The sequence below is a fragment of the Marinobacterium iners DSM 11526 genome (assembly GCF_900107855.1).
Taxonomy (GTDB): domain Bacteria; phylum Pseudomonadota; class Gammaproteobacteria; order Pseudomonadales; family Balneatricaceae; genus Marinobacterium; species Marinobacterium iners.
The window spans coordinates 18,605-39,600 of the sequence record NZ_FNRJ01000007.1 but is presented as its reverse complement, the minus strand read 5'-3'; the positions used below and the strand labels follow the sequence as shown (position 1 = coordinate 39,600).

Below are 20,996 nucleotides of genomic sequence, written 5' to 3'. Positions count from 1 at the left end.
CTTACAAAAAGAGCGCTTATTACCTTTGGCTATAAAAACCCTAACCCTTGAGCTATAATCGGCGGCCCTATGCTGATCATTAATTAAACAGTTCTATTGGATAAGGGTGAAACATGGCTCATCATGATGAAAACTTTCGTGACAGCTCCGGCTACGGCTGGATTCTGATCAACCTGGTCGCACTGGCCTGGGTAACCATGCCGGTGAGCATCGTGTTGACCAAGGTGGTTCAGTGGTAAACACCGGACTGGCCGCATGAGCTCACTCAAGATTGGTGAGCTGGCGCGCCGTTCAGGCCTCAGCGTCGAAACCCTCAGGTATTACGAGCGCCGAGGCCTGATCCCGCCCCCTGAACGCCTGCCTTCGGGCTATCGCGTTTACCCGCCTGCAATCCTGCAACGGCTGGCCTTTATCCGCCGCTGCAAGGGGCTGGGCTTTACACTCGAAGAAACGCTGGACCTGTTGCAACTGCAACAGCACCCCGAACTGGAATCGGCTGCCGTCAAACAGCGGGTCGAACAACGCATTGTTGATATTCGCAGCAAGGTACGTGACTTGCAGCAGATACTGGCAGCGCTGGAAGGACTGTCCGCCCTGTGTGACGGTGAAGGCTCAGCGGCAGACTGTCCGATACTGGCCTTTCTGGAGCAGGATAGTGACCCACCCCGGCCTTGCCCGCATGATGCAGACAAGACCAGACGCTGATATCAGCGCTTGAGGGTTTGGACCCCTTCGGGCGTCCCCATCAGAATCAGATCCGCTCCACGTTGCGCAAACAGACCGTTGGTCACCACGCCAACAATATTATTCAGCTGCACCTCCAGCGCTTTTGGATCCAGAATTTCCAGATCGTGCAGATCCAGAATCACATTTCCGTTGTCAGTCACACAGCCTTCGCGGTACACGGGCTGTCCACCCAGCGCCGCCAACTGACGGCCCACATACGAGCGTGCCATGGGGATCACTTCCACCGGCAGCGGGAATGCTCCGAGCAAGTCCACCTGCTTGGACTGGTCCACTATACAAACAAACTCCTTTGCCACGGCTGCAACTATCTTCTCTCGCGTCAGCGCACCGCCACCGCCCTTGATCAAGTTCATGTAGGGGTCAAACTCATCAGCCCCATCAATGTAGAACTCCATCTGGCTGACTGAATTAAGATCCAGCACGTCAATACCGTGCCCGCGCAGGCGCTCTGCTGTCGCTTCAGAACTGGCAACAGCCGCCGCAAAGCGGTCTTTCACCTGCGCCAGTGCGTCGATGAAACAGTTGGCTGTAGAACCGGTACCGACTCCAACTATGCTGTCATCACGCAGTCGGGGTTTAATGTAGTCAACGGCTGCCTGCGCTACCGCCAGTTTCATCTTTTCCTGTGTCATCTTTGTGCCCGTCGCTGATTCAAACTGAGTTCGGATTATAGCAACCATGGGTTGCCCTTGTAGACGTTGGGCAGTCAAGCCGATACCATTCTCTGATCCTGTGCCCTTTCGGGCCACCTGAACCGATGCTGATACCTGTCCCTATGCCACACCGATATATCAAGAAAATTCTCGAAGCGCGTGTCTATGATGCCGCCATCGAAACACCGCTGGACGAGGCCCGCGGCCTGTCTGAACGCCTCGGCAACCGAGTGCTGCTCAAGCGTGAGGACGAACAGCCAGTCTACTCCTTCAAACTGCGCGGCGCCTATAACAAGATGGTGCAGCTCACCGACGATGAGAAGGCGCGCGGCGTGATTACCGCTTCTGCCGGCAACCATGCACAAGGCGTTGCCATGGCAGCCCGACTGCTCGGTGTTAAGGCCACCATCGTGATGCCGCGCACGACACCGGATGTAAAGGTAAATAACGTGCGTCGCCTTGGTGGCAAGGCGGTACTGATCGGAGATGCCTTTGACGATGCACGCCGCCACTCGGAAAAGCTGATGGCTGAAAAGGGGCTGGTTTATGTCCACCCCTATGACGATCCTGAGGTGATTGCGGGTCAGGGCACCATTGCCATGGAGATCCTGCGTCAGGAAAGTGGGCATATTGATGCGATCTTCGTACCGGTAGGCGGTGGTGGCCTGATCGCCGGCATTGCCGCCTACGTCAAGTATCTGCGCCCGGAGACTCGGGTCATCGGTGTTGAATCGGTCGAATCAGCCTGTCTTTCCTTGGCAAAGGAGAAGGGCGAACGTGCAATTCTGGACCAGGTTGGCATTTTTGCCGATGGTGTGGCCGTTGCCCAGATAGGCGATCACCCCTGGGAGATCTGTAAGGACTATGTGGACGAAGTGATCACCGTCTCGATCGACGAGATCTGTGCAGCCATCAAGGATATCTTCGATGACACCCGCTCGGTGTGTGAGCCGGCCGGGGCTCTGGGCGTGGCCGGGTTGAAGAAGTACGTTGCCCGTGAAGGCATCAGTGGCCAGACACTGATCGCTATCGATTCAGGTGCCAATGTCAACTTTGACCGACTGCGGCATATCGCCGAACGCTCGGAGCTGGGCGAAAAGCGTGAGGTGATCATCGCCGCCAAAATCCCGGAACGCCCCGGTAGCTTCAAGAAGTTCTGCACCGTACTGGGCAAGCGTAACATCACTGAATTCAACTACCGCTACAGCGATGATGATCAGGCGATCGTCTTTGCCGGTGTTCAGGTACGGCCGAACAATGACGGGCGTGAAGAGCTGCTGACAGAACTGCGCGAGCACCTGGATGAGGTGGTCGATCTCACCGACGACGAGACCGCCAAGCTGCATGTACGTTACATGGTCGGCGGTCACGCCCCGCAAAGCGTGGACAATGAAGCGGTGTTCCGCTTCGAATTCCCGGAACGCCCCGGCGCCTTGATGAAATTCCTAAGCAAGCTGGGCGGGCGCTGGAACATATCCATGTTCCATTATCGCAACCACGGTGCCGCCTATGGGCGCGTACTGGTTGGCATGCAGGTCCCGCAGACCGAGCGCAGCCAAGTGACCCGTTTCCTCGAAGAGATCGGCTACACCTGGTACGACGAGACCGACAACCCCGCCTATCAGCTATTTCTGGGCTGAGCCCGCTCGCACCACCGGACTCGGCCCCACCGGCCGATCCGGTGTCTCCGGCGAGACATCATAGACATCACGTGTCAGCGCCTGCAGGGTGAACAGCGCCAGCGACGCCAGCCCCCAGCTCAGACCCAGCACCACACCCGCATCCACAATTCCGCGCCAGGGCTGCTCCAGCAGTCGCACCAGCAGTATCAACAGCACAATGCCGCTACTGAGGCAGATGGTGATGATCTGCCGACGCCGCTGGGCATGAAAGAATCCCATGCAGAACAGAGGTGCCAACAGCAGTCGCAGCGGCGTGACATGGCCTTTCAGATAGCGGATTCGCGCGGCCGTGCGGGGTGAAAAGTTCTGCTGAAAGCCACGGTAGCCCTCTGCAAATCCCATGAAGCCCAGGCACAGTACCAGCGCCACCCAGTGATACCAGTCAAAACTGTCCAGCGGCATATCAAGCGCCATGCTGCCAAGGCGCCAGACAGCACTGCCCAGCAGCAGGCAGATGCCGGTAAAGCCCCAGAATGCTGCGATTACTCCGAGCATCTTGTCTCTCTGTCGGATTCAAAAGGAGGGGCATTATAGCCTGAACCACCCGGTGGCAGAAAACAGCAACAAACGGGCGGCTTTCCACCCATTTCATCCATGACTACGGGTGACTCTCCGCCCATCTGGCGGTTTACCGGATCGCTTGCTCATCTCCCACCCCCCCGAAAAAGGCTGTTTGCCACAGATTGGCACGGAGCCTGCTTTACAGCTGTTACACGGCGCCCGGGCTTGCATCAGCCACTGCCGGATACAACAACAAGTAAAGGTACATCCATGGCGACCTACAACACATTGCTGTTCGCGACCGACTTCTCGGAAGGCGCAGAAAAGGCCGTAGAACATGCCCGCACCCTCGCCACACTGACCGGTGCACGACTCCATCTGCTGCATGTGATCACGGAGCTGTCCGACCAGCGCCGCAAGCGCATTCCCGCTGACGTGATCGATACGTTTATTCATGAGGTCACAGAGGTGGCCAACACGGATATGGAAGCCTTCTGCCAGCGGCATTTTGCCGATGCCGAATCTCAGGGCATTCAGCTGACCCATGAGGTGATGTTCGGCAGTGGCTACACCGACATCATCGAGGCCTCCAAACAGCTGGGTGCCGACATGATCATTCTGGGTACCCACGGCAAGACCGGTATCGAAAAAATACTGGTCGGCTCTACAGCCGAGCGTGTGGTACGCCACTCCCCCATTCCCGTTTTGACCGTCAGGTCCTGAGCCTTATCAGGTCACTGGAGCACAACCGCAAGACAACAAGCAACACAACAGGAGAAATACAATAATGAATATTCTGTCCAAGAAATCACTGGTTGCCGGCTGTATCGGCGCTGTCATGGCGACCACCGCAGCATTCGCCGAAGATCGCAGCGATTGGCCCAGCAGCATTACGGTGGGTACCGCAAGCCAGGGTGGCACTTACTACATCTATGGCGCCGGCTGGGCCAATATGGTCGGTGAAGCCCTGGGTATCTCGGCCGGTGCAGAAGTGACCGGTGGTCCGGTTCAGAACGCCACTCTGGTACAGATGGGCGAGCACGCCTTTGGCATGGTCACCACCGGGCCGCTGGTCGCAGCACTGCAGGGCAAGAGCGCTCTGGCACCGGGCATGTCCCATGAAGATGTCCGCGCTGTATTCCCGATGTATCAGACCACTCTGCAGATCATTGCCCTCAAGAGCTCAGGCATCGACTCCGTGGATGACCTGGATGGCAAGACCGTGGGTGTTGGCCCTGCCGGCGGTACCGCTGACATGTACCATCCGCAGCTGTTCAAGAAACTGGGGCTGAACGTCAGCACCCGTAATGGTGGTGCGGCCGATCAGGCCGGTCAGCTGCAGGATGGCCTGATTGACGCCTTTGCCTTTGCAGCCGGCGTGCCGATCTCGGCCTTCAACCAGCTGGAAGCCCAGGCTGATGTGAACATCTTCTCCTACTCGCCGAAGAACATCGAAAAGATCGCAGCTGATTACCCTGAGCTGAGTGCCGGTACCATCCCTGCTTCTGTTTACTCTTCACTGGATGAAGATGTATCTGCGCTGTCACTGTGGAACTTTGCCATCACCCATAAGGACATGCCGGAATCGCTGGTATACGGCGTAACCAAGACCGTGATGGAAAACAACGACCGCATGCTGCAGATCCATGGTGCGGCCAAGGAAACCCTGCCGGAGAACTACAAGTACAACACCATCGTGCCCTGGCACGCCGGTGCAGTCCGCTGGTTCGAAGAGAACGGCTATGAAATCCCGGCAAACATGAAGGATTGATTCGCTCAATAGGGACGTTTGCCCGCGCTGCCGGACCACTGGCCGGCAGCGCTCAACATGGCTTAATGCAGGTCCATATAACATGACAGACAAAACTCCGGCATCCGCCGATGCCGCAGCAGACAAAATCGGCGCAGAAGGCGTAGCCGATGTTCCGCTTGGTCATAACGAGCGGGATCTGAGTGGCGCAGTTGGCAAGATCATTTTCTTCACCTGTGTGTGCTACACACTGCTGCACCTCTACGCATTGAACGTATCCCCCATCGAAACCTGGGCATTCCGCATCATCCATGTCGCAGGCGGCCTGGTGGTGGGGTTTGCACTTATCGCAGCTTTTACCCTCGACCGACAGACACAACCAGCGCCGCTGTCGCCACTGCAATGGGCCGCCCGCGTGCCAACCAGTCTGGCTATCGTTTTAGCCGCCGCAGGCATCGCCTATGCGTGGTTCAGTCGTATGGTGCTGGGTGAACTACCGCCCAACTGGCTGTTGCCTCAGGTTGCCTGGGCACTGGCACTCGGAACCGGGGCCGCTGTCATCAGCAGCTGGATCTGGCGCACCGGCCATAACCGGCATATTTTCTGGGCTGACCGGGTTCTGATGCTGTCGGCCATTGTTGTTGCAGCCTACCTGTTGTTTGTTCTGGGTCGCTGGCGCATGGCTGCAGGCACACCGATGGCGGGCCAAACCGAGTTTCTGGTAGCACTGGCCGGTGTCGTTCTGATCATGGAACTGACACGACGTGTCGCCGGTCTGGCCCTGATTATCATCACGGCGGTATTTCTGGCGTACGCCTTTGCCGGCCCCTGGCTGCCGGGTATTCTGGAGCACCGTGGCTACTCCATGCAGCGTTTCTTCACCTACATCTACACCGATAACGGCATTCTCGGCCCAACCACCGCGGTATCATCCACCTACATCATTCTGTTCATCACCTTCGCCGCCTTTTTGCAGGCATCGCGTGTAGGTGATTACTTCGTCAACTTTGCCTTTGCCGCGGCCGGTCGCGCCCGTGGCGGCCCGGCCAAGGTGGCGGTATTCGCATCCGGCTTGATGGGCATGATTAACGGTACCTCGGCAGGCAACGTGGTCGCCACGGGCAGCCTGACCATCCCGCTGATGAAAAAGGTTGGCTACCACCCACGCAGTGCCGGTGGCATCGAAGCCGCCGCCTCCACCGGTGGCCAGATCGTCCCCCCCATCATGGGAGCAGGCGCCTTTATCATGGCGGAAGTGACCGGCATTCCCTACACCGATATCGCCATTGCCGCTTTGATCCCGGCTGCACTGTATTTCCTGTCGATCTATTTCATGGTTGACCTGGAAGCACGTCGCGAAGGGATGTCAGGCCTGTCGAAAGACCAGCTGCCAGTGTTCAGCCAAATGATCAAGCAGGTCTACCTGTTCCTGCCGATCATCATTTTGGTATCGACTCTGTTCATGGGTTACTCGGTTATTCGGGCCGGTACGCTGGCGATGGTCAGTGCCGCCGTTGTCTCCTGGCTGACCCCCTACCGCATGGGCATACGCGCGCTGCTTGAAGCCCTGTCGCTGGGTGCGCGCATGGCGATTCCGCTGATCGCTGTTTGTGCCTGTGCCGGTATCATTGTCGGGGTCATCAGCCTGACCGGAGTGGGCGCTCGCTTCGCCTCCATGCTTTTGGGGATTGCAGATGCAAGCCATATGCTGGCACTGTTCTTCGCCATGTGCATCAGCATCCTGCTGGGCATGGGCATGCCAACCACGGCCGCCTACGCCGTCGCGGCATCCGTGGTGGCTCCGGGTCTGCAGCAGATCGGCATTCCGCCGCTGGTTGCACACTTCTTCGTGTTCTACTACGCGGTACTGTCAGCCATCACACCGCCTGTTGCACTGGCCGGATACGCGGCTGCCGCGATTTCCGGAACAGACCCGCTGAAGACTGCCGTGACCTCGTTCAAGTTCGGTCTGGCTGCGTTCATCGTGCCATTCATGTTCTTCTACAGCCCCGCATTGCTGATGCAGGGCGGCTGGGGTGAGGTCCTGCGCGTGTTCATCACCGCTTCGGCCGGCATCTATCTGTTGGCCGCCTCGATTCAGGGTTGGTTCCTGAACGGCAGTGTCAACCGTGTCCAGCGATGCATGCTGCTGGTAGCCGCTCTGGCGATGATTGCCGGTGGCCTGCTCACCGATGCGATCGGTATCGGCCTGAGTGCACTGGTGCTGTTCTGGCAGCTGGCAACACGTCGCACTGCTCTGGCCAGCTAGCCCCTGGATCCGTGGTAATAGTCAAGGGCGCCCTGCCGGGGCGCCCTTTTTCATTTCAGGGCACAAAGCTCACAAATAGCTGTGTTAACGGGCCTGAAGTTGACCCGGCTCTGTAGCGGTTCAGCGTTTTTTCGCTTAGGATCTGGTAATGTGAATACACAATTAGTGTCTGCCCCCTGTCACATAACAACCTAAGATCGGAACGGGATACAGTGAAAAAAGGTCTGTCGATACAAAACAAGGTTAACCTCTCGCTGATTGCTGTATTTCTGATTATTCTCATCAGCTCTTTGACCACCATATATCGTAGCGAAACCTCACTGGTTGATAACGTTGTTACCCGTTCGACTCTTGACTCGGCCGATTCCTACTTCGACAGCATCAACATGCTGATGCTCAGTGGCGCCATGGCCAACCGTGGCACGCTACAGCAAAAAATTCTGTCCAACCCCGCCATCACTGAAGCCCGCATTATTCGTGGTCAACAGATCACAGAGGTGTACGGCCCCGGTACTCCAGATTCGATGCCAGTTGATGAGTATGATCAACGAGCCATGCGCGGCGAACAGGTGATTGAAGAACTTAACGATGAGCAGGGGCACCGCCTTACCGTCGTCACGCCAATGCGTGCCCTGTCTGATTACAAGGGCACCAACTGCCTGCTGTGCCATCAAGTGGAAGAAGGTGAAGTGGTCGGCGCCGTTCGTGTGACCTATTCCTATGAAGCGCTGGACAAGCAGATCAACAGCAATCTGATCAGTGTTGCCCTGATCGAGCTGGCACTGTTCGTTGCCGGCATCATCCTGATCAGCCTGCTTCTGCGTCGTATCGTGGTCACGCCGGTGAACCGCCTGGCCGAGACCATTCATGCCATTGAACGCGACAACGACCTGAACCAGCGCACTCCGGTCAGCTCCAGCGACGAAATTGGCGAGATGTCGGCTGCTTTCAACTCGATGCTGGAAAACATCCACGACAGCATGCAGCATGTTCGTCAAACCGTGGCACAACTGGCCGACTCAGGCAGCCGTATCAGCAAAGTCGCTACCGAATCGACCTCGGCTGTACATCATCAGCAAATGCAAACCAGCTCAGTCGCTTCGGCCATGGAGCAGATGGAAGCCGCCACGCGCAGTGTTGCGGCCAGTGCTGAAAACACGGTGTCCGCATCCAATATGGCGCTACAGGAAAGCAGTGACGGCGCGCGCGTTACTCAGCAGGCCATTACCGCCATTACTCGTTTGCAGCAGGATATAGACCGCGCAACCCAAGTGATCCAGAAACTGGACAGTCAAAGTCAGAATGTGGGGACGGTGTTGGAGGTGATTCAGAAAATCGCCGAGCAAACCAACCTGCTGGCTCTGAATGCGGCGATCGAAGCGGCTCGAGCCGGTGAACAGGGTCGTGGCTTTGCCGTGGTCGCGGACGAGGTACGGACACTGGCCAGCCGGACTCACAACTCTACCGAAGAGATCAATCACATCATTGCCGAGCTGCAAAATGATGCCAAGGAGGCCGTGACCGTGATGCAACAGGCACTGGCAGCGGCAGGCGACGGAGTCGAGCAGGTACAGAAGACCAACTCTGCGCTGACCAATATCACGGAAGAAGTCCGCGTGATCAACGACCTTAACCATCAGGTCGCCAGTGCCGTCCGCGAGCAGAGTGAAATGGCCAGCAGTGTGGAACGCAGCATCAGCGAGATCAGCAACAGTGCAGAAGACACCGCCGAGCGTTCCGAGCATCTGAACCGTGTTTCAGATGAGCTGGAACAGCTGTCAAAAGAGCTGGAGCAAATGCTCAGCCGCTTCAAGCTCTAAACCCCGCTGGTTGCCAGCCAAATCCATCAGGTTTGGCTGGCAACCGACTCTGATGTCGATCGATTACTGCTTGTAATCACGCTTGTCGAGGCCGTACTTTTTCATCTTGTCGTACAGTGTCTTGCGTGGCAGCCCCAGGCTTTCCTGGGTGTCCTTGATCGACCCTCCGTGTCGCCCAAGTTCGGTATGGATCAACATTTTCTCAAACCGCTCCACCTGCTGCGGCAGGCTCATCTCCCCGACCGAGTCAGGGTCGCTGATCGGACGATTATCGAAATCGAAAGTACAGCCCTCTCCCAGCAGAACATAGCGTTCGGCCAGATTACGCAACTCCCTGACGTTACCGGGCCAATCATGCAGCATCAGGCTATGCATGCGCTCGGCTGACAACGATGGCATTTCACGCCCGTACTGGGAAGATGCCACCAGAGCAAAGTGCTGGAACAGCAGCGGAATATCCTCTCGCCGCTCCCGCAAGGGTGGAATATCCAGTTTGACCACGTTAAGACGGTAGTACAGATCCTCACGGAAGCGGCCTGCCGCCACCTCCTGCCTGAGGTCCACCTTGGTGGCAGCGATGACACGCAAGTCCAGCGGAATCAGCGTATTCGAACCCAGTCGCTCGATGGCACGCTCTTCCAGCACACGCAGCAGCTTGATCTGCAGCGCCATCGGCATGCTTTCAATCTCATCCAGAAACAGCGTGCCGCCGCTGGCGTGCTCAAACTTGCCGATGCGACGCGTTTTGGCATCGGTAAACGCCCCGGCCTCGTGGCCGAACAACTCACTTTCAATCAGGTTTTCCGGCACGGCACCACAGTTGATGGCAACGAAGTTGTGTTCACGCCGCGGTCCGTGTTCATGCAAATAGCGCGCCAGCAGATCCTTGCCACAGCCGGTTTCGGCATGAATAAGGATGTCTGCCGGCATCCCGGCAACAGAGCGGCTGGTACGACGCAAGGCGCGCAGGATGGGGGTATTGCCAATGATACGCGGGCCCGGCACGTTCTGCGCTTCAAGTTCATCCCGCAACTGGCGGATCTCCAGTGTCAGATTGCGCTTGTCCAGTGCACGGCGCACAACATCCAGCAATAGCTCAGCTGCAAAGGGTTTTTCAATAAAATCGTAGGCCCCTTCGCGAATCGCGCTGACGGCCATGGAGATATCACCATGCCCTGTAATCAAAATGACCGGCAGGTCTGCGTCAACCTGATGGATGCGGCGCATCAGCTCCAGTCCATCGATTCCCGGCAGGTTGATATCCGTGATAACCACCCCTGGCCAGTCCTCGCTGACGCGCTCGAGAGCTGGCTCAGCGCGTTCCAGTGTCGTCACTTCATATCCGGCCAGCTCCAGCGTCTGTCCAGCCGCCACACGGATATGGTGTTCATCATCGATCAAAATAACCGGCAGAAGATCAGGCTTGTTCATTGTGAATCTCCATCCATGCCAGCCTCGGCGGGCTGGGCCAGCAGCAGTTCAAGGGTGAGCACGGCACCACCTTCGGGATGATTGGCCGCAGTCAGGTGCCCACCCAGGTTTTCAATAATCCTGTGGGAGATCGATAGCCCCAGACCCAGGCCCTGACCACTTTGTTTGGTGGTGTAGAAAGGCTCAAATACCTGCTGTGGATCTTCCGCCTCAATGCCAGGACCGGTATCGTGCAGCGAAAGCCTTATCCGCTCACCCTGCTGTTCCAGACCAACTTCGATTCGTTTGTGCACACACGACTCCATTGCCTGCATGGCGTTGGCCAACAGGTTAACCAGCACCTGCTCCAGTCTGAGCGTATCGCCCAGCACATGGATCCGAGACAGCCCTGCCGGCCAAACGATTTCAACACCCTGCTGGCCCAGGCGCCCATACATGATCGACATGGCTCCATCCTTAACGGCCTGCAATGACACCGGCATCGGACGGCCACTGCTTTTGCGAGCGAACTCTTTCAACGGGTGGATGATCCTCGCCATTCGGTCGGTCAGCCCGGCTATCTCTTTCAGGTTATCCCCAACCCGATCAAACCGTTCCAGGCGCAGGAAGGCCTGAGCATTATCGGCATAATTGCGGATCGCCGTCAGTGGCTGGTTCAGCTCATGATTAATCCCGGCCGCCAGTTGGCCCAACACTGCCAGCTTGGCGGTCTGTACCAGTTCGTTCTGGGTACTCTGGTGCTGTTCCATCTCTTCCAGCAAGCGGGCGTTGGTCCGTGTCAAATCGGCCGTTCGCTCTTCAACACGAGTTTCCAGTACATCCCGTGCCGCCTGCAGGGCCTGCAGTTCACGAACTTCAAATTCACGTCGCTGCCGCACAATACGCCAGCGAGCCTGAATAAACAGCACCAGCAATAACAACGCTATACAGACAAAACCCGCCAACACAACGGCCTGCAGCACGGCCCGATCCACGGGAGTGGTGCGCGCAAAGACCGCCACGTTCAGGCCAGTATCAGGCACCGGCTTGGTCAGCAGCAGGAAATCCTCACTGCGCTGGGCAACCGGATGGGATGCCTGATCACCTGTCCTTCGCAGGGTCACCCGTTCAGCCCGCCCTCCTTCCAGCGTTTGGTGGCGAACCAGATCCAGCGGCTCCAGTGGCTGTCCCAGATAGCGCTGGCTCTGTTGAATGCGCTGCAGATCCTGTGAAGACAAACCGCCCAGTGCATGGAACTTCCACTCCGGCCGAGTCGTGATGACAATAACGCCATCTTCATCGGTCACGGCAATATCGATGATCGGATCGCTCCAGTCCTGTTCCACCTCATTCAGGTCGATCTTGACCACGATCGCACCCGCAATCCGCTCACCGATCCTGACCGGCCAGGAAAAATAATAGCCACGCTGGCGAGAGGTCGTTCCCAGCGCGAAATAGTGTCCGGCCTTGCCTGCCATGGCATCACGAAAATAGGGCCGGAAGCCGAAATTCAGCCCGACAAAGCTGCTCTCCCGGTTCCAGTTGCTCGCGGCCTGGGTGACGCCCTGCGCATCCATCAGGTAGCTGTCTGATGCACCCAGGATACGCGTTACCTGTTCCAGATAGAGGTTCGTATGCTGAATAACATCGGGATTTTCCGGTTGGGCTAGTGCTTCCATGAAATTGGAGTGGGTTGCCAGCAGCCGTGGCAGATCCTTGTACCGATCCAGCTTCTGCTGCACACTCAGGGCATAGCGGTTCAGATCCGATTCGGCCCGACTTTGCAGTGCTTCCAGTGCTTGTCGCTGACTCAGCTGGGCCGTTTGCAGCAACACCAGTACCAGCACCAATAACCCCAGCAACAACGACAGGGGCCGGTGGCTGCTGCGCACGGCGGAATTCACCTGCCTCCCCCATAAGGGCAGTCAGCCACCGGTTGATTACCCGGCAGTGCTTGAAAAAACAGATGCAGAATCATACTTTAGTCGCAGCTCCCGTCCCATCCTCGACCATGAGACCCAAACAGATGCTTAAGCGTACCAAAATTGTTGCCACTCTGGGCCCTGCTACTGACAAAGCCGGCGTAATTGATGACTTGATCCGTGCCGGCGTAAACACGGTACGTCTTAACTTCTCACACGGCAGCGCAGCCGATCACCGCCGCCGGGTGGATGCCGTGCGTGCGGCCAGCCGCCGCACCGGTGAGTCCGTGGCCCTGCTGGGTGACCTGCAGGGCCCAAAGATTCGCATTTCCCGCTTCAAGGAAGGGCCTATCCAGCTGGCGATCGGTGATCGCTTTACACTGGATGCCGCCATGGATGAAACCGCTGGCGACCAAAACGCTGTCAGCGTGGACTACAAGGCACTGCCGCAGGATTGCAGCGCAGGTGACATTCTGTTGCTGGACGATGGTCGCGTACAGTTAAAGGTATTGGAGATCAATGGCAGTCGCATTGAAACCGAAGTAACGGTCGGCGGCCCTCTGTCCAACAACAAGGGGATCAACCGTCAGGGCGGCGGCCTGAGTGCCGCTGCACTGACCGACAAGGACCGGCACGACATCAAGGTGGCCGCCGAGCTGGAAATGGATTATGTCGCCGTTTCCTTCCCGCGTACCGCCGAGGATCTTAACGTCGCGCGTGAACTGCTGGAAGCCGCCGGCAGCCGCGCCGAAATTATCGCCAAGGTGGAGCGCGCCGAAACCGTAGCCACACCCGAAGCGCTGGATGAGATCATCAACGCCTGCGACGGTGTCATGGTGGCGCGGGGCGATCTGGGTGTAGAGATCGGTGATGCCGAACTGATCGGTGTGCAGAAACATATCATCAAGCGTGCACGCCAGCTCAACCGCGTGGTGATCACCGCCACCCAGATGATGGAGACCATGATTCTCAACCCGATGCCGACCCGTGCCGAGGTGTTCGATGTGGCCAACGCCATTCTCGACGGTACCGATGCGGTGATGCTCTCGGCGGAAACCGCCGCCGGCAACTACCCGGTAGAAGTGGTGCAGGCGATGACCCGTATCTGCCAGGGTGCCGAAAAGCATCAGCTGTCGCGTCCGGCCCCTGTAGCACCTGATCACCTGTGTACCCGCACCGACGAGGCGATTGCCCGTGCTGCCATGTACACCGCCAACGGCGTGGAGAACATCAAGGCAATCATCTGTCTGACCGAATCCGGTTCGACCCCATTGTGGATGTCGCGCATTCGCTCCGGCATCCCAATTTTTGCCCTCACCCGCAATGACCGTACCCTGCGTCGCATGGCACTTTACCGTGGCGTAATGCCGATGTTTTTCGATGCCACCGCCGTCAGTGAAGAGCGCCTGAATGACGAAATTCTGGCCGGCCTTCAGGCTCGAGAACTGCTCGGCAGCGGCGACCGCATCATCTTGACCCGCGGCGCCCGTCTCGGCGAGCATGGCGGCACCAACTCGCTGCAGATTCTGCAGCTCCCCTGAGTCTGAACACGAGCGCCCATGACAATCGAACAACAACTGGCTACCGAGCTGAGCATCCGCCCGGCTCAGGTAGCAGCTACGCTGGCCCTGCTGAACGAAGGCGCCACTATTCCCTTCATCGCCCGTTACCGAAAGGAGCAGACCGGCGCCCTGGATGATACCCAGCTGCGCCAACTGCATGAGCGGCTGGGGCAGCTGCGAGAGCTGGAAAGCCGGCGCGAAGCGATTCTTGGTCGTCTGCGTGAACAGCAGCAGCTGACACCGGAGCTGGAGCAGGCCCTGCTGACGGCCGACAGTCGAGCCCGCCTTGAAGATCTCTACTTGCCCTACCGCCCCAAACGGCGCAACAAGGCACAGGAAGCACGTGAGGCAGGACTGGAGCCGCTGGCGCTGGAAGCCCTGCAGCAAGGGCAATTGCCCGTAGGCAAGCTGGAGCAGTTTCTCAACTCTGAAGCCGGTTTTATTGATGCTGACACAGTGGCCGAGGGCGTGCGCCAGATCTTGCTGGAGACCCTGAGCGAGGATGCCGAGCTGATCGGTGTCCTGCGCCAACGACTGTGGCAGCAGGGCGAGTTGCAGGTTCGTGCAGCCCGTGGCAAGGCGGATCCGGACAGCAAGTTCCGTGACTACTTCGACTACGCCGAACCGATCGCGCGCGTACCTTCGCACAGGGCACTGGCTGCGTTGCGCGGGGTAGCCGAAGGCGTACTTAAGGCCAGCCTGCAGCTGCCGGAAAATCTTGCCGGCTGGCCGGAAAAGCAGATGGCCAAACGCCACCATCTACGTCCGGCCCAGCTCGACAGCTGGATGCTGCAAACACTGCAGCAGACATGGCAGAAAAAAATGCGCCCCTCGCTGGAGACCGAGCTGATCAAACGTCTGCGTGAACAGGCTGACCTGGCCGCCATTGAGGTCTTTGCCCGCAACCTGCAGGATCTGTTGCTGGCTGCTCCGGCCGGGGCCCGCGCCACCCTTGGGCTGGACCCGGGCCTGCGTACCGGTGTCAAGGTGGCGGTTATCGACGCTACCGGCAAGCTGGTCGACTACACAACCATCTATCCACATGTACCACAACAGCAATGGGACAAGTCCCTCCACACACTGACCACACTGGCAAAAAGGCACCAGATCGAGCTGATCGCTGTGGGTAACGGCACCGCCTCGCGCGAGACCGAGCAGCTGGCACAGGCAGTGTGCAAGGCATTGCCGCAGCAGAACATTCAGGCCGTACTGGTCAACGAGGCGGGAGCCTCCATCTACTCGGCATCCGAACAGGGGGCGGCTGAATTCCCCGATCTAGATGTCACCATCCGTGGTGCTGTATCCATCGCGCGCCGGCTGCAGGACCCTCTGGCAGAGCTGGTCAAGATCGATCCCAAGTCGATCGGCGTCGGCCAGTATCAGCACGATGTCGATCAGAGCCGCCTAAGTGATGCGTTAACCGGCGTGATTGAACATTGCGTCAACCATGTCGGTGTGGACGTGAATACCGCCTCGGCAGCCCTGTTAAGCCACGTGGCAGGCCTTAACCGCACCACGGCCGAGAACATTGTCGCCTGGCGCGATGCCAATGGCGCTCTACACAACCGACGCCAGCTGCTGAAGATTCCGCGTCTTGGACCAAAAGCGTTTGAGCAGTGCGCCGGCTTTCTACGCATTCGTGAAGGTGAAGAGCCACTGGATAACTCGGCGGTACACCCGGAGAGCTATCCTCTTGCCGAAGCGATTGCCGACAGCTGCAAGTTGTCACTCAAAGCCCTGCTGCAACAGCCGGAGAAACTTCAGCAGGTCGACAGAGCCCGGCTGGAAGCACAGGGTTATGGCACCTATACCCTTCGTGATGTGATCGCCGAGCTGGAAAAGCCCGGCCGTGACCCACGTCCGGAGTTTCGATCGGTACAGTATGCCGCCGGCGTCGAAACCCTGAAGGACCTACAGCCTGACATGGAGCTGGAAGGTGTCGTTACCAACGTGACCCACTTCGGCGCCTTCGTCGATATCGGAGTGCATCAGGACGGGCTGGTGCACATATCTCAGCTGTCCGACCGCTTCATCAGCGATCCACATACAGTGGTCAGCAGCGGCCAGATCGTACAGGTCCGAGTGCTGGAGGTAGACGAAAAACGCAAGCGGATTGCGTTGAGCATGAAGTCAGGCTCCAGCAAGCAGCCAACCGGCGCGACGGGACAGCCCGCCGCCTCGCCGCCTCGTCCGGCACCAGCTGCTGCAGGTGGAACTCTGGCGGACAAACTGCGCGCGGCCGGCCTCAAACAAGGCCGTTGACAGCAAGCGGATGCATTTAAACCGGGGCAGGGCGTATAATGCGCCCCTTCAACGCAAGTGACAGGAATGATGACGGTGCTGGCAACTCTGGAACACCAACTTGAACTTCTGGCCCGCCAGGGCTGTGCCAACCTCCTTACCCGGACCCTGCAGGGCATCGAGAAGGAGGGCCTGAGAGTGCGTCCTGACGGGCAGATCGCACAGACACCCCACCCTCAAGGATTGGGGTCGGCACTGACTCACAAGTACATCACGACCGACTACTCTGAAGCGCTGCTGGAGTTCATCACCCCGGTACACGAAAGCCCGGAGTCTGCACTGGCGTTTCTTTCCGATCTGCACGCCTTCAGCTGGCAGCAGCTCGGTGATGAGCAGCTATGGTGTGCCAGCATGCCGTGTGAAATTGCTGGAGAGGATGCGATCCCCATCGCCGACTATGGCAGCTCAAACGTGGGCAGGCTCAAGCACGTGTACCGTCAGGGGCTGAAATACCGTTACGGCAAGATGATGCAGACCATTGCAGGCATCCACTACAACTTTTCCCTGCCGGAAGCCTTCTGGCCACAGTGGCAGGCGATATGTGAAAACAGTGACAGCCTGCAGGAGTTTCGCTCTGCCAGCTACTTCCGTTTGATCCGCAATTTCCGTCGCTACGGCTGGCTGCTGCTGTATCTGTTCGGAGCCTCTCCGACACTGTCCGCCTCTTTCATGGCTGGACGGTCTCACCAGCTGGAAACACTGAATGCGAACACGCTCTATCTGCCATGGGCCACCTCCCTGCGTATGAGCGATCTTGGCTATTCAAACAAGGCTCAGGCATCACTGCAGATCTGTTTCAACCATCTGGACAGTTACGCCGACTCGCTGCAGCAGGCGATTCACACTTCGCACGCGGCATATGAAGACATTGGTGTCAAAGTCGATGGCGAATACCGTCAGCTGAACACCAACGTGCTGCAGATCGAAAACGAATACTACAGTGACATCCGTCCAAAACGGGTGACACAGTCCGGGGAAAAGCCCGTGCACGCCCTGATCAAGCGCGGGGTTGAGTATATCGAGGTACGTAACACCGATATCAACCCACTGCTGCCCCTGGGCATGGATCTGGATCAGGCCCGCTTCCTCAATGTCTTCCTGATCAGCTGTTTGCTGGGACAGGCCGATGACCTGGACGAAGCCGAGTGCCGGATGGTGGCTGAAAACCACAGCCGTGTCGTCAACCGCGGTCGCGAGCCGGGTCTCAAGCTGCTGACGCCCGCCGGTGAAGTCAGCCGTGAGGCGCTGGGCTACCAAGTGCTGGAAAAAGTGGCCAAAACCGCTGCGCTGCTGGACGATGCACAGGGCACCGACCACTACCGCCGATCTGTCTCGCTGCAGCGCGCCAAGCTGGAAGACTCCGTGTTGACGCCATCGGCCCAAGTGCTTAAAGCCCTGCGTGAAAGCGGCATGGGCTACAGTGAATGGGTACTGGCAATCAGCTCAGAGCATCGAGCCAATCTTGAGCCCCTTATCGACCCCGCCGTGAAGCAATCCCTGCTGGACGAAGCCGCTCGCTCGCTGACGGAGCAGGCTGAACTGGAGCAGGCCGAACAACCGCCGTTTGACCAGTTCCTGGCCGACTACGTGGCACGCTGAAAACTACTGGGTTACAAAGCTGGTAAAAAAGAGGTCGGCCACATGTGTGTTGCCGGTCTCTTCCTTCAACAGCTGCTGTACCGTCTGCAGGGCCCGTTCTGCCAGTACCTGCTGGGCGGCGATGCTGCCTAGATCTTCTTCCGTAACACCCGAAAACAGAAACACCAGATCATTGCGGATGTGCGCAACGTGAGCATTGACGGCATGATGCGCTGACGGGTCATCCACCTGGATCGTCACTTCAGCCTTCAGGAAACGAACCGGTCCCGGGCCACCGTAGTTGGTCACAAAAGGCTTGAGCTCAATGTAGTTGATGTAGTCTTCAGCTGTTTTTTCCGCCTGCGCAGGCAGGCTGACACTGGCTGCCAACAGCAGTAATGCCAGCATTTTGCTTTTCCACATCCCAAAACTCTCCGCATCGTGTGTGCAAAAACTCAGTATACCGCTGCACGGTGCGCAATCTCCATGCCTTCGGATGCTTGTTGCACCCGCTGGCTGCCTGGCAGTAGTATTGAGGCAGTCAATCGGGAGGGATCGAACATGCTGGAAAAATGCCGCGACGCCAAAGAACGCTGGGGTGGTGTCAGCACAATCATTGATCACTGGCTGGAGGAGCGACAGCAGCTGATTTCGGTGTTCGTTTCCCTGCAGGGTCAGGAGGCCGGTGCCCCGCTCAACAGTTCCCTGTCAGAGTTTTGTGTACTGCTGATGGACTACCTGTCTTCAGGCCACTTCGAGGTCTACGAGCAGCTGCTGCGAGAAGGCAGCGAATTCGCTGACGGCAGTCTCGAGCGCTCTCAGGCAATCTTTCCGAAAATTCAGCCTTCCACTGATGCATCGCTGGATTTCAACGATCATTATGGCAAGCTGGAACGCCCCACCCTGCGTCAATTGTGCCAACTTTCGAAAGATCTGTCGGCACTTGGCGAGGCCCTGGAAGAGCGTTTTGAGCTGGAAGATCAACTCATCGAAACGCTGCACAACGCCCACAAGGACATGGTGTAGCCGTGCAACGATCCGTCTGCCTGCTGCTGTCCGCATTCGCTCTTGCCGGCTGTGACGGCAGCGCTCACTCGCCAAGCCGCTGGCTTGAGCTGACCGAGCAAAGCGGTGCCTACAGCACAGCCATTGCCCCCGACGGAGGGCATGCACTGGTCGGTGCCGTGACCCATGGCGGCAGTCTCTGGGATCTGAATAATGAAGCGCGCCTGTATGACTGGAACCACCAGCCTGGCGTATTCTCGGTGTTACCGGCGGTGGACTTTTCCCCCGATGGCCGCTACGCCCTGACTGCAAACCCACAGGATCTTGTGCTGTGGAGCGTCGATACCGGCATGGCAGAAGGCTTCTGGAGCTCACCCGGCGAGATTCTGGCGGCCGATCTTTCCAGCGGCGGTGCCTATGCACTGCTTGGGCTGGCCAACCATGAGGCGGTCTACTTCGATATTCGCAACGGCGGTATCCGCACTAGCCTCCGCCACCAGGCGCGGGTACGCAGCGTCGCCCTCAGTGGCGACGAGCGCACGGCTTTGACCGGGGCTGATGACTACAGCGCCCGCCTGTGGGATCTAGACAGCGGCCAGATCCTGCAACAGGTGAAACTTGGCAATACGGTCGACACTGTTGCACTTTCACCCAATGGTCGCTTTGCGTTCAGTTCCGGCAGTTTGGATCAGGCACTGGTCTGGGATACATCCAGCGGCGAGACGTTGTTTCACCTCAGTGGGGGCGAGACCCTGTTTCCACGCAAGCTCAGCTATCTCAGCGCCCGTTTTTCGGACAACAGTGATCGCCTTCTGGCCGGACGTGCAGATGGTACGGTAGAGCTCTGGGATGTAAACCGGGGCGAGCTGATCAAACGCTGGAAGGGACACAAGCGAGCCGCCTACGGACCTACCAGTACCGGTATCATTGCACTGGCGTTTGGTGCGGACGGAAACAGCTGGCTGGCTGCAGGGTCCAACGGGGTCATGAACTGGCTCAGGTAGGACGGTACAGCTGGTGACAGGAGCAGCAGTGGCCGGCGAGCCCGCTGCCTCTGTCTGAAGGCAGCGGGCTCACCCTGACCGGAACAGCCTTACTCTGAAGGATTCACTTCCAGCAGCTCCACTTCGAACACCAGTGTCTCGTTCGGGCCGATCGCATTACCCATACCACCCGGGCCGTAAGCCAGGTCTGCCGGAATCACCAGGCGGCTTTTGCCACCTTCTTTCATCAGCTGCAAGCCTTCGGTCCAGCCCGGAATCACACCATCGAGCGGGAAAGAAACCGGCTCATTGCGGGCGTAGGAACTGTCAAACTCAGTACCATCAATCAGGTGGCCACGGTAGTGGACCTTGACGGTATCCGTGGTTTTGGGGCTTTTGCCCTCGCCGGCTGTCAGAACTTCATACTGCAGCCCTGAATCAGTGGTTTTAACACCTTCCTTCGCGCCATTTTCAGCCATGTAGGCGGCGCCCTTGGCGCTGTTTTCATCGGCCAGCTTTTCCATCGCCTGACGCTGTTCTTCCATCTTGCGACTCTGAAACGCCTGCATCACCTCGGCAACCTGCTGCTGATCAAGTGCCGGTTCCTTGCCGGAAAACACAGCCTCGACACCCTTGCTGAATGCAGTGATATCCAGCTCTTCAACATCCGCCTGGATACGCTCGCCCAAAATCAGCCCCAGGCTGTAGCTCAGTTTCTGCTGTTCAGTTTCCAGTGTCTGTGCCTGCACTGTTGCCGTTGTGGCCAGTGCTCCACTGAGAGCCAGTGCCAGCATGCTTTTTTTCATCATGTGA

At 58.1% G+C, this 20,996-nt stretch carries 18 protein-coding genes; 12 read left to right on the top strand and 6 right to left on the bottom strand.

Annotated features, from left to right (window positions below; translation table 11 throughout):
* Positions 1 to 113: 113 nt before the first annotated feature.
* Positions 114 to 239, top strand: a complete 126-nt coding sequence (locus tag BLV48_RS19480; protein ID WP_277987737.1) for a hypothetical protein — start codon at positions 114 to 116, stop codon at positions 237 to 239.
* Between the two features lie 16 nt (positions 240 to 255).
* Positions 256 to 705, top strand: coding sequence for a heavy metal-responsive transcriptional regulator (locus tag BLV48_RS09265; protein ID WP_091826286.1), 450 nt, complete (start codon positions 256 to 258; stop codon positions 703 to 705).
* Between the two features lie 2 nt (positions 706 to 707).
* Here BLV48_RS09265 and rpiA read toward each other — a convergent pair whose 3' ends face one another.
* Positions 708 to 1,379, bottom strand: coding sequence for a ribose-5-phosphate isomerase RpiA (rpiA, locus tag BLV48_RS09260; RefSeq protein ID WP_091826512.1), 672 nt, complete (start codon positions 1,377 to 1,379; stop codon positions 708 to 710).
* A gap of 143 nt (positions 1,380 to 1,522) precedes the next feature.
* On the opposite strand from rpiA, the gene ilvA reads away from it, so the two are divergent.
* Positions 1,523 to 3,040, top strand: coding sequence for a threonine ammonia-lyase, biosynthetic (gene ilvA / locus BLV48_RS09255; protein WP_091826284.1), 1,518 nt, complete (start codon positions 1,523 to 1,525; stop codon positions 3,038 to 3,040).
* On the opposite strand, the gene BLV48_RS09250 is transcribed toward ilvA, so the two are convergent.
* A complete protein-coding gene (locus BLV48_RS09250; protein ID WP_091826282.1) occupies positions 3,026 to 3,577 on the bottom strand; it encodes a hypothetical protein in 552 nt (183 codons plus the stop codon). The genes ilvA and BLV48_RS09250 overlap by 15 nt on opposite strands.
* A 276-nt stretch (positions 3,578 to 3,853) precedes the next feature.
* Here BLV48_RS09250 and BLV48_RS09245 point away from each other — a divergent pair, with 276 nt between their 5' ends.
* From BLV48_RS09245 to BLV48_RS09230, 4 genes are all read left to right on the top strand, one after another.
* On the top strand, positions 3,854 to 4,306 hold the full coding sequence (locus BLV48_RS09245; protein ID WP_091826281.1) for a universal stress protein: 453 nt from the start codon (positions 3,854 to 3,856) through the stop codon (positions 4,304 to 4,306).
* 64 nt (positions 4,307 to 4,370) lie between these two features.
* Positions 4,371 to 5,354 (top strand): TAXI family TRAP transporter solute-binding subunit, encoded by a 984-nt coding sequence (locus BLV48_RS09240; RefSeq protein WP_091826279.1) that lies wholly within the window; start codon positions 4,371 to 4,373, stop codon positions 5,352 to 5,354.
* An 82-nt stretch (positions 5,355 to 5,436) separates the two neighbouring features.
* A complete protein-coding gene (locus tag BLV48_RS09235) occupies positions 5,437 to 7,602 on the top strand; it encodes a TRAP transporter fused permease subunit (RefSeq protein ID WP_091826277.1) in 2,166 nt (721 codons plus the stop codon).
* A 212-nt stretch (positions 7,603 to 7,814) separates the two neighbouring features.
* The gene (locus BLV48_RS09230; RefSeq protein ID WP_091826276.1) at positions 7,815 to 9,422 is read left to right on the top strand and encodes a methyl-accepting chemotaxis protein; all 1,608 of its coding nucleotides are present in this window, start codon (positions 7,815 to 7,817) and stop codon (positions 9,420 to 9,422) included.
* Between the two features lie 63 nt (positions 9,423 to 9,485).
* On the opposite strand, the gene BLV48_RS09225 is transcribed toward BLV48_RS09230, so the two are convergent.
* A complete protein-coding gene (locus BLV48_RS09225; RefSeq protein WP_091826274.1) occupies positions 9,486 to 10,853 on the bottom strand; it encodes a sigma-54-dependent transcriptional regulator in 1,368 nt (455 codons plus the stop codon).
* Positions 10,850 to 12,724: a sensor histidine kinase gene (locus BLV48_RS09220; protein ID WP_254775005.1), complete on the bottom strand. Its 1,875-nt coding sequence runs from the start codon at positions 12,722 to 12,724 to the stop codon at positions 10,850 to 10,852. The genes BLV48_RS09225 and BLV48_RS09220 overlap by 4 nt, the downstream gene beginning before the upstream one ends.
* Positions 12,725 to 12,858: 134 nt before the next feature.
* On the opposite strand from BLV48_RS09220, the gene pyk reads away from it, so the two are divergent.
* The 3 genes from pyk to gshA all read left to right on the top strand — a co-directional run bounded on the left by pyk (position 12,859) and on the right by gshA (position 18,216).
* The gene (pyk, locus tag BLV48_RS09215; protein WP_091826271.1) at positions 12,859 to 14,295 is read left to right on the top strand and encodes a pyruvate kinase; all 1,437 of its coding nucleotides are present in this window, start codon (positions 12,859 to 12,861) and stop codon (positions 14,293 to 14,295) included.
* Between the two features lie 18 nt (positions 14,296 to 14,313).
* Entirely contained in the window at positions 14,314 to 16,578 is a 2,265-nt protein-coding gene (locus BLV48_RS09210; protein WP_091826269.1) for a Tex family protein, read from the top strand.
* Between the two features lie 66 nt (positions 16,579 to 16,644).
* Positions 16,645 to 18,216 (top strand): glutamate--cysteine ligase, encoded by a 1,572-nt coding sequence (gene gshA / locus BLV48_RS09205; protein ID WP_254775004.1) that lies wholly within the window; start codon positions 16,645 to 16,647, stop codon positions 18,214 to 18,216.
* A gap of 3 nt (positions 18,217 to 18,219) precedes the next feature.
* Here gshA and BLV48_RS09200 read toward each other — a convergent pair whose 3' ends face one another.
* Entirely contained in the window at positions 18,220 to 18,618 is a 399-nt protein-coding gene (locus BLV48_RS09200; protein WP_091826267.1) for a flagellar basal body-associated FliL family protein, read from the bottom strand.
* 138 nt (positions 18,619 to 18,756) lie between these two features.
* Between BLV48_RS09200 and rsd the strand changes: the two genes are divergently transcribed.
* Both rsd and BLV48_RS09190 read left to right on the top strand, forming a co-directional pair.
* Complete coding sequence (gene rsd, locus BLV48_RS09195; protein WP_091826265.1) at positions 18,757 to 19,221, top strand: sigma D regulator; 465 nt, start codon at positions 18,757 to 18,759, stop codon at positions 19,219 to 19,221.
* A gap of 2 nt (positions 19,222 to 19,223) precedes the next feature.
* Positions 19,224 to 20,204: a WD40 repeat domain-containing protein gene (locus BLV48_RS09190; protein ID WP_091826264.1), complete on the top strand. Its 981-nt coding sequence runs from the start codon at positions 19,224 to 19,226 to the stop codon at positions 20,202 to 20,204.
* Positions 20,205 to 20,293: 89 nt separating this feature from the next.
* Here the strand turns inward: BLV48_RS09190 and BLV48_RS09185 are convergent, their stop codons facing one another.
* Complete coding sequence (locus BLV48_RS09185; protein WP_091826262.1) at positions 20,294 to 20,989, bottom strand: BamJ family beta-barrel-assembly machinery protein; 696 nt, start codon at positions 20,987 to 20,989, stop codon at positions 20,294 to 20,296.
* Positions 20,990 to 20,996: the final 7 nt, after the last annotated feature.

Excerpts from the sequence above, each read along its gene's own strand:
- BLV48_RS19480 (WP_277987737.1), top strand. The coding sequence starts at position 114 with ATGGCTCATCATGATGAAAACTTTCGTGACAGCTCCGGCTACGGCTGG.
- BLV48_RS09265 (WP_091826286.1), top strand. The coding sequence starts at position 256 with ATGAGCTCACTCAAGATTGGTGAGCTGGCGCGCCGTTCAGGCCTCAGC.
- rpiA (WP_091826512.1), bottom strand. The coding sequence starts at position 1,379 with ATGACACAGGAAAAGATGAAACTGGCGGTAGCGCAGGCAGCCGTTGAC.
- ilvA (WP_091826284.1), top strand. The coding sequence starts at position 1,523 with ATGCCACACCGATATATCAAGAAAATTCTCGAAGCGCGTGTCTATGAT.
- BLV48_RS09250 (WP_091826282.1), bottom strand. The coding sequence starts at position 3,577 with ATGCTCGGAGTAATCGCAGCATTCTGGGGCTTTACCGGCATCTGCCTG.
- BLV48_RS09245 (WP_091826281.1), top strand. The coding sequence starts at position 3,854 with ATGGCGACCTACAACACATTGCTGTTCGCGACCGACTTCTCGGAAGGC.
- BLV48_RS09240 (WP_091826279.1), top strand. The coding sequence starts at position 4,371 with ATGAATATTCTGTCCAAGAAATCACTGGTTGCCGGCTGTATCGGCGCT.
- BLV48_RS09235 (WP_091826277.1), top strand. The coding sequence starts at position 5,437 with ATGACAGACAAAACTCCGGCATCCGCCGATGCCGCAGCAGACAAAATC.
- BLV48_RS09225 (WP_091826274.1), bottom strand. The coding sequence starts at position 10,853 with ATGAACAAGCCTGATCTTCTGCCGGTTATTTTGATCGATGATGAACAC.
- pyk (WP_091826271.1), top strand. The coding sequence starts at position 12,859 with ATGCTTAAGCGTACCAAAATTGTTGCCACTCTGGGCCCTGCTACTGAC.
- BLV48_RS09210 (WP_091826269.1), top strand. The coding sequence starts at position 14,314 with ATGACAATCGAACAACAACTGGCTACCGAGCTGAGCATCCGCCCGGCT.
- gshA (WP_254775004.1), top strand. The coding sequence starts at position 16,645 with ATGATGACGGTGCTGGCAACTCTGGAACACCAACTTGAACTTCTGGCC.
- BLV48_RS09200 (WP_091826267.1), bottom strand. The coding sequence starts at position 18,618 with ATGTGGAAAAGCAAAATGCTGGCATTACTGCTGTTGGCAGCCAGTGTC.
- rsd (WP_091826265.1), top strand. The coding sequence starts at position 18,757 with ATGCTGGAAAAATGCCGCGACGCCAAAGAACGCTGGGGTGGTGTCAGC.
- BLV48_RS09185 (WP_091826262.1), bottom strand. The coding sequence starts at position 20,989 with ATGAAAAAAAGCATGCTGGCACTGGCTCTCAGTGGAGCACTGGCCACA.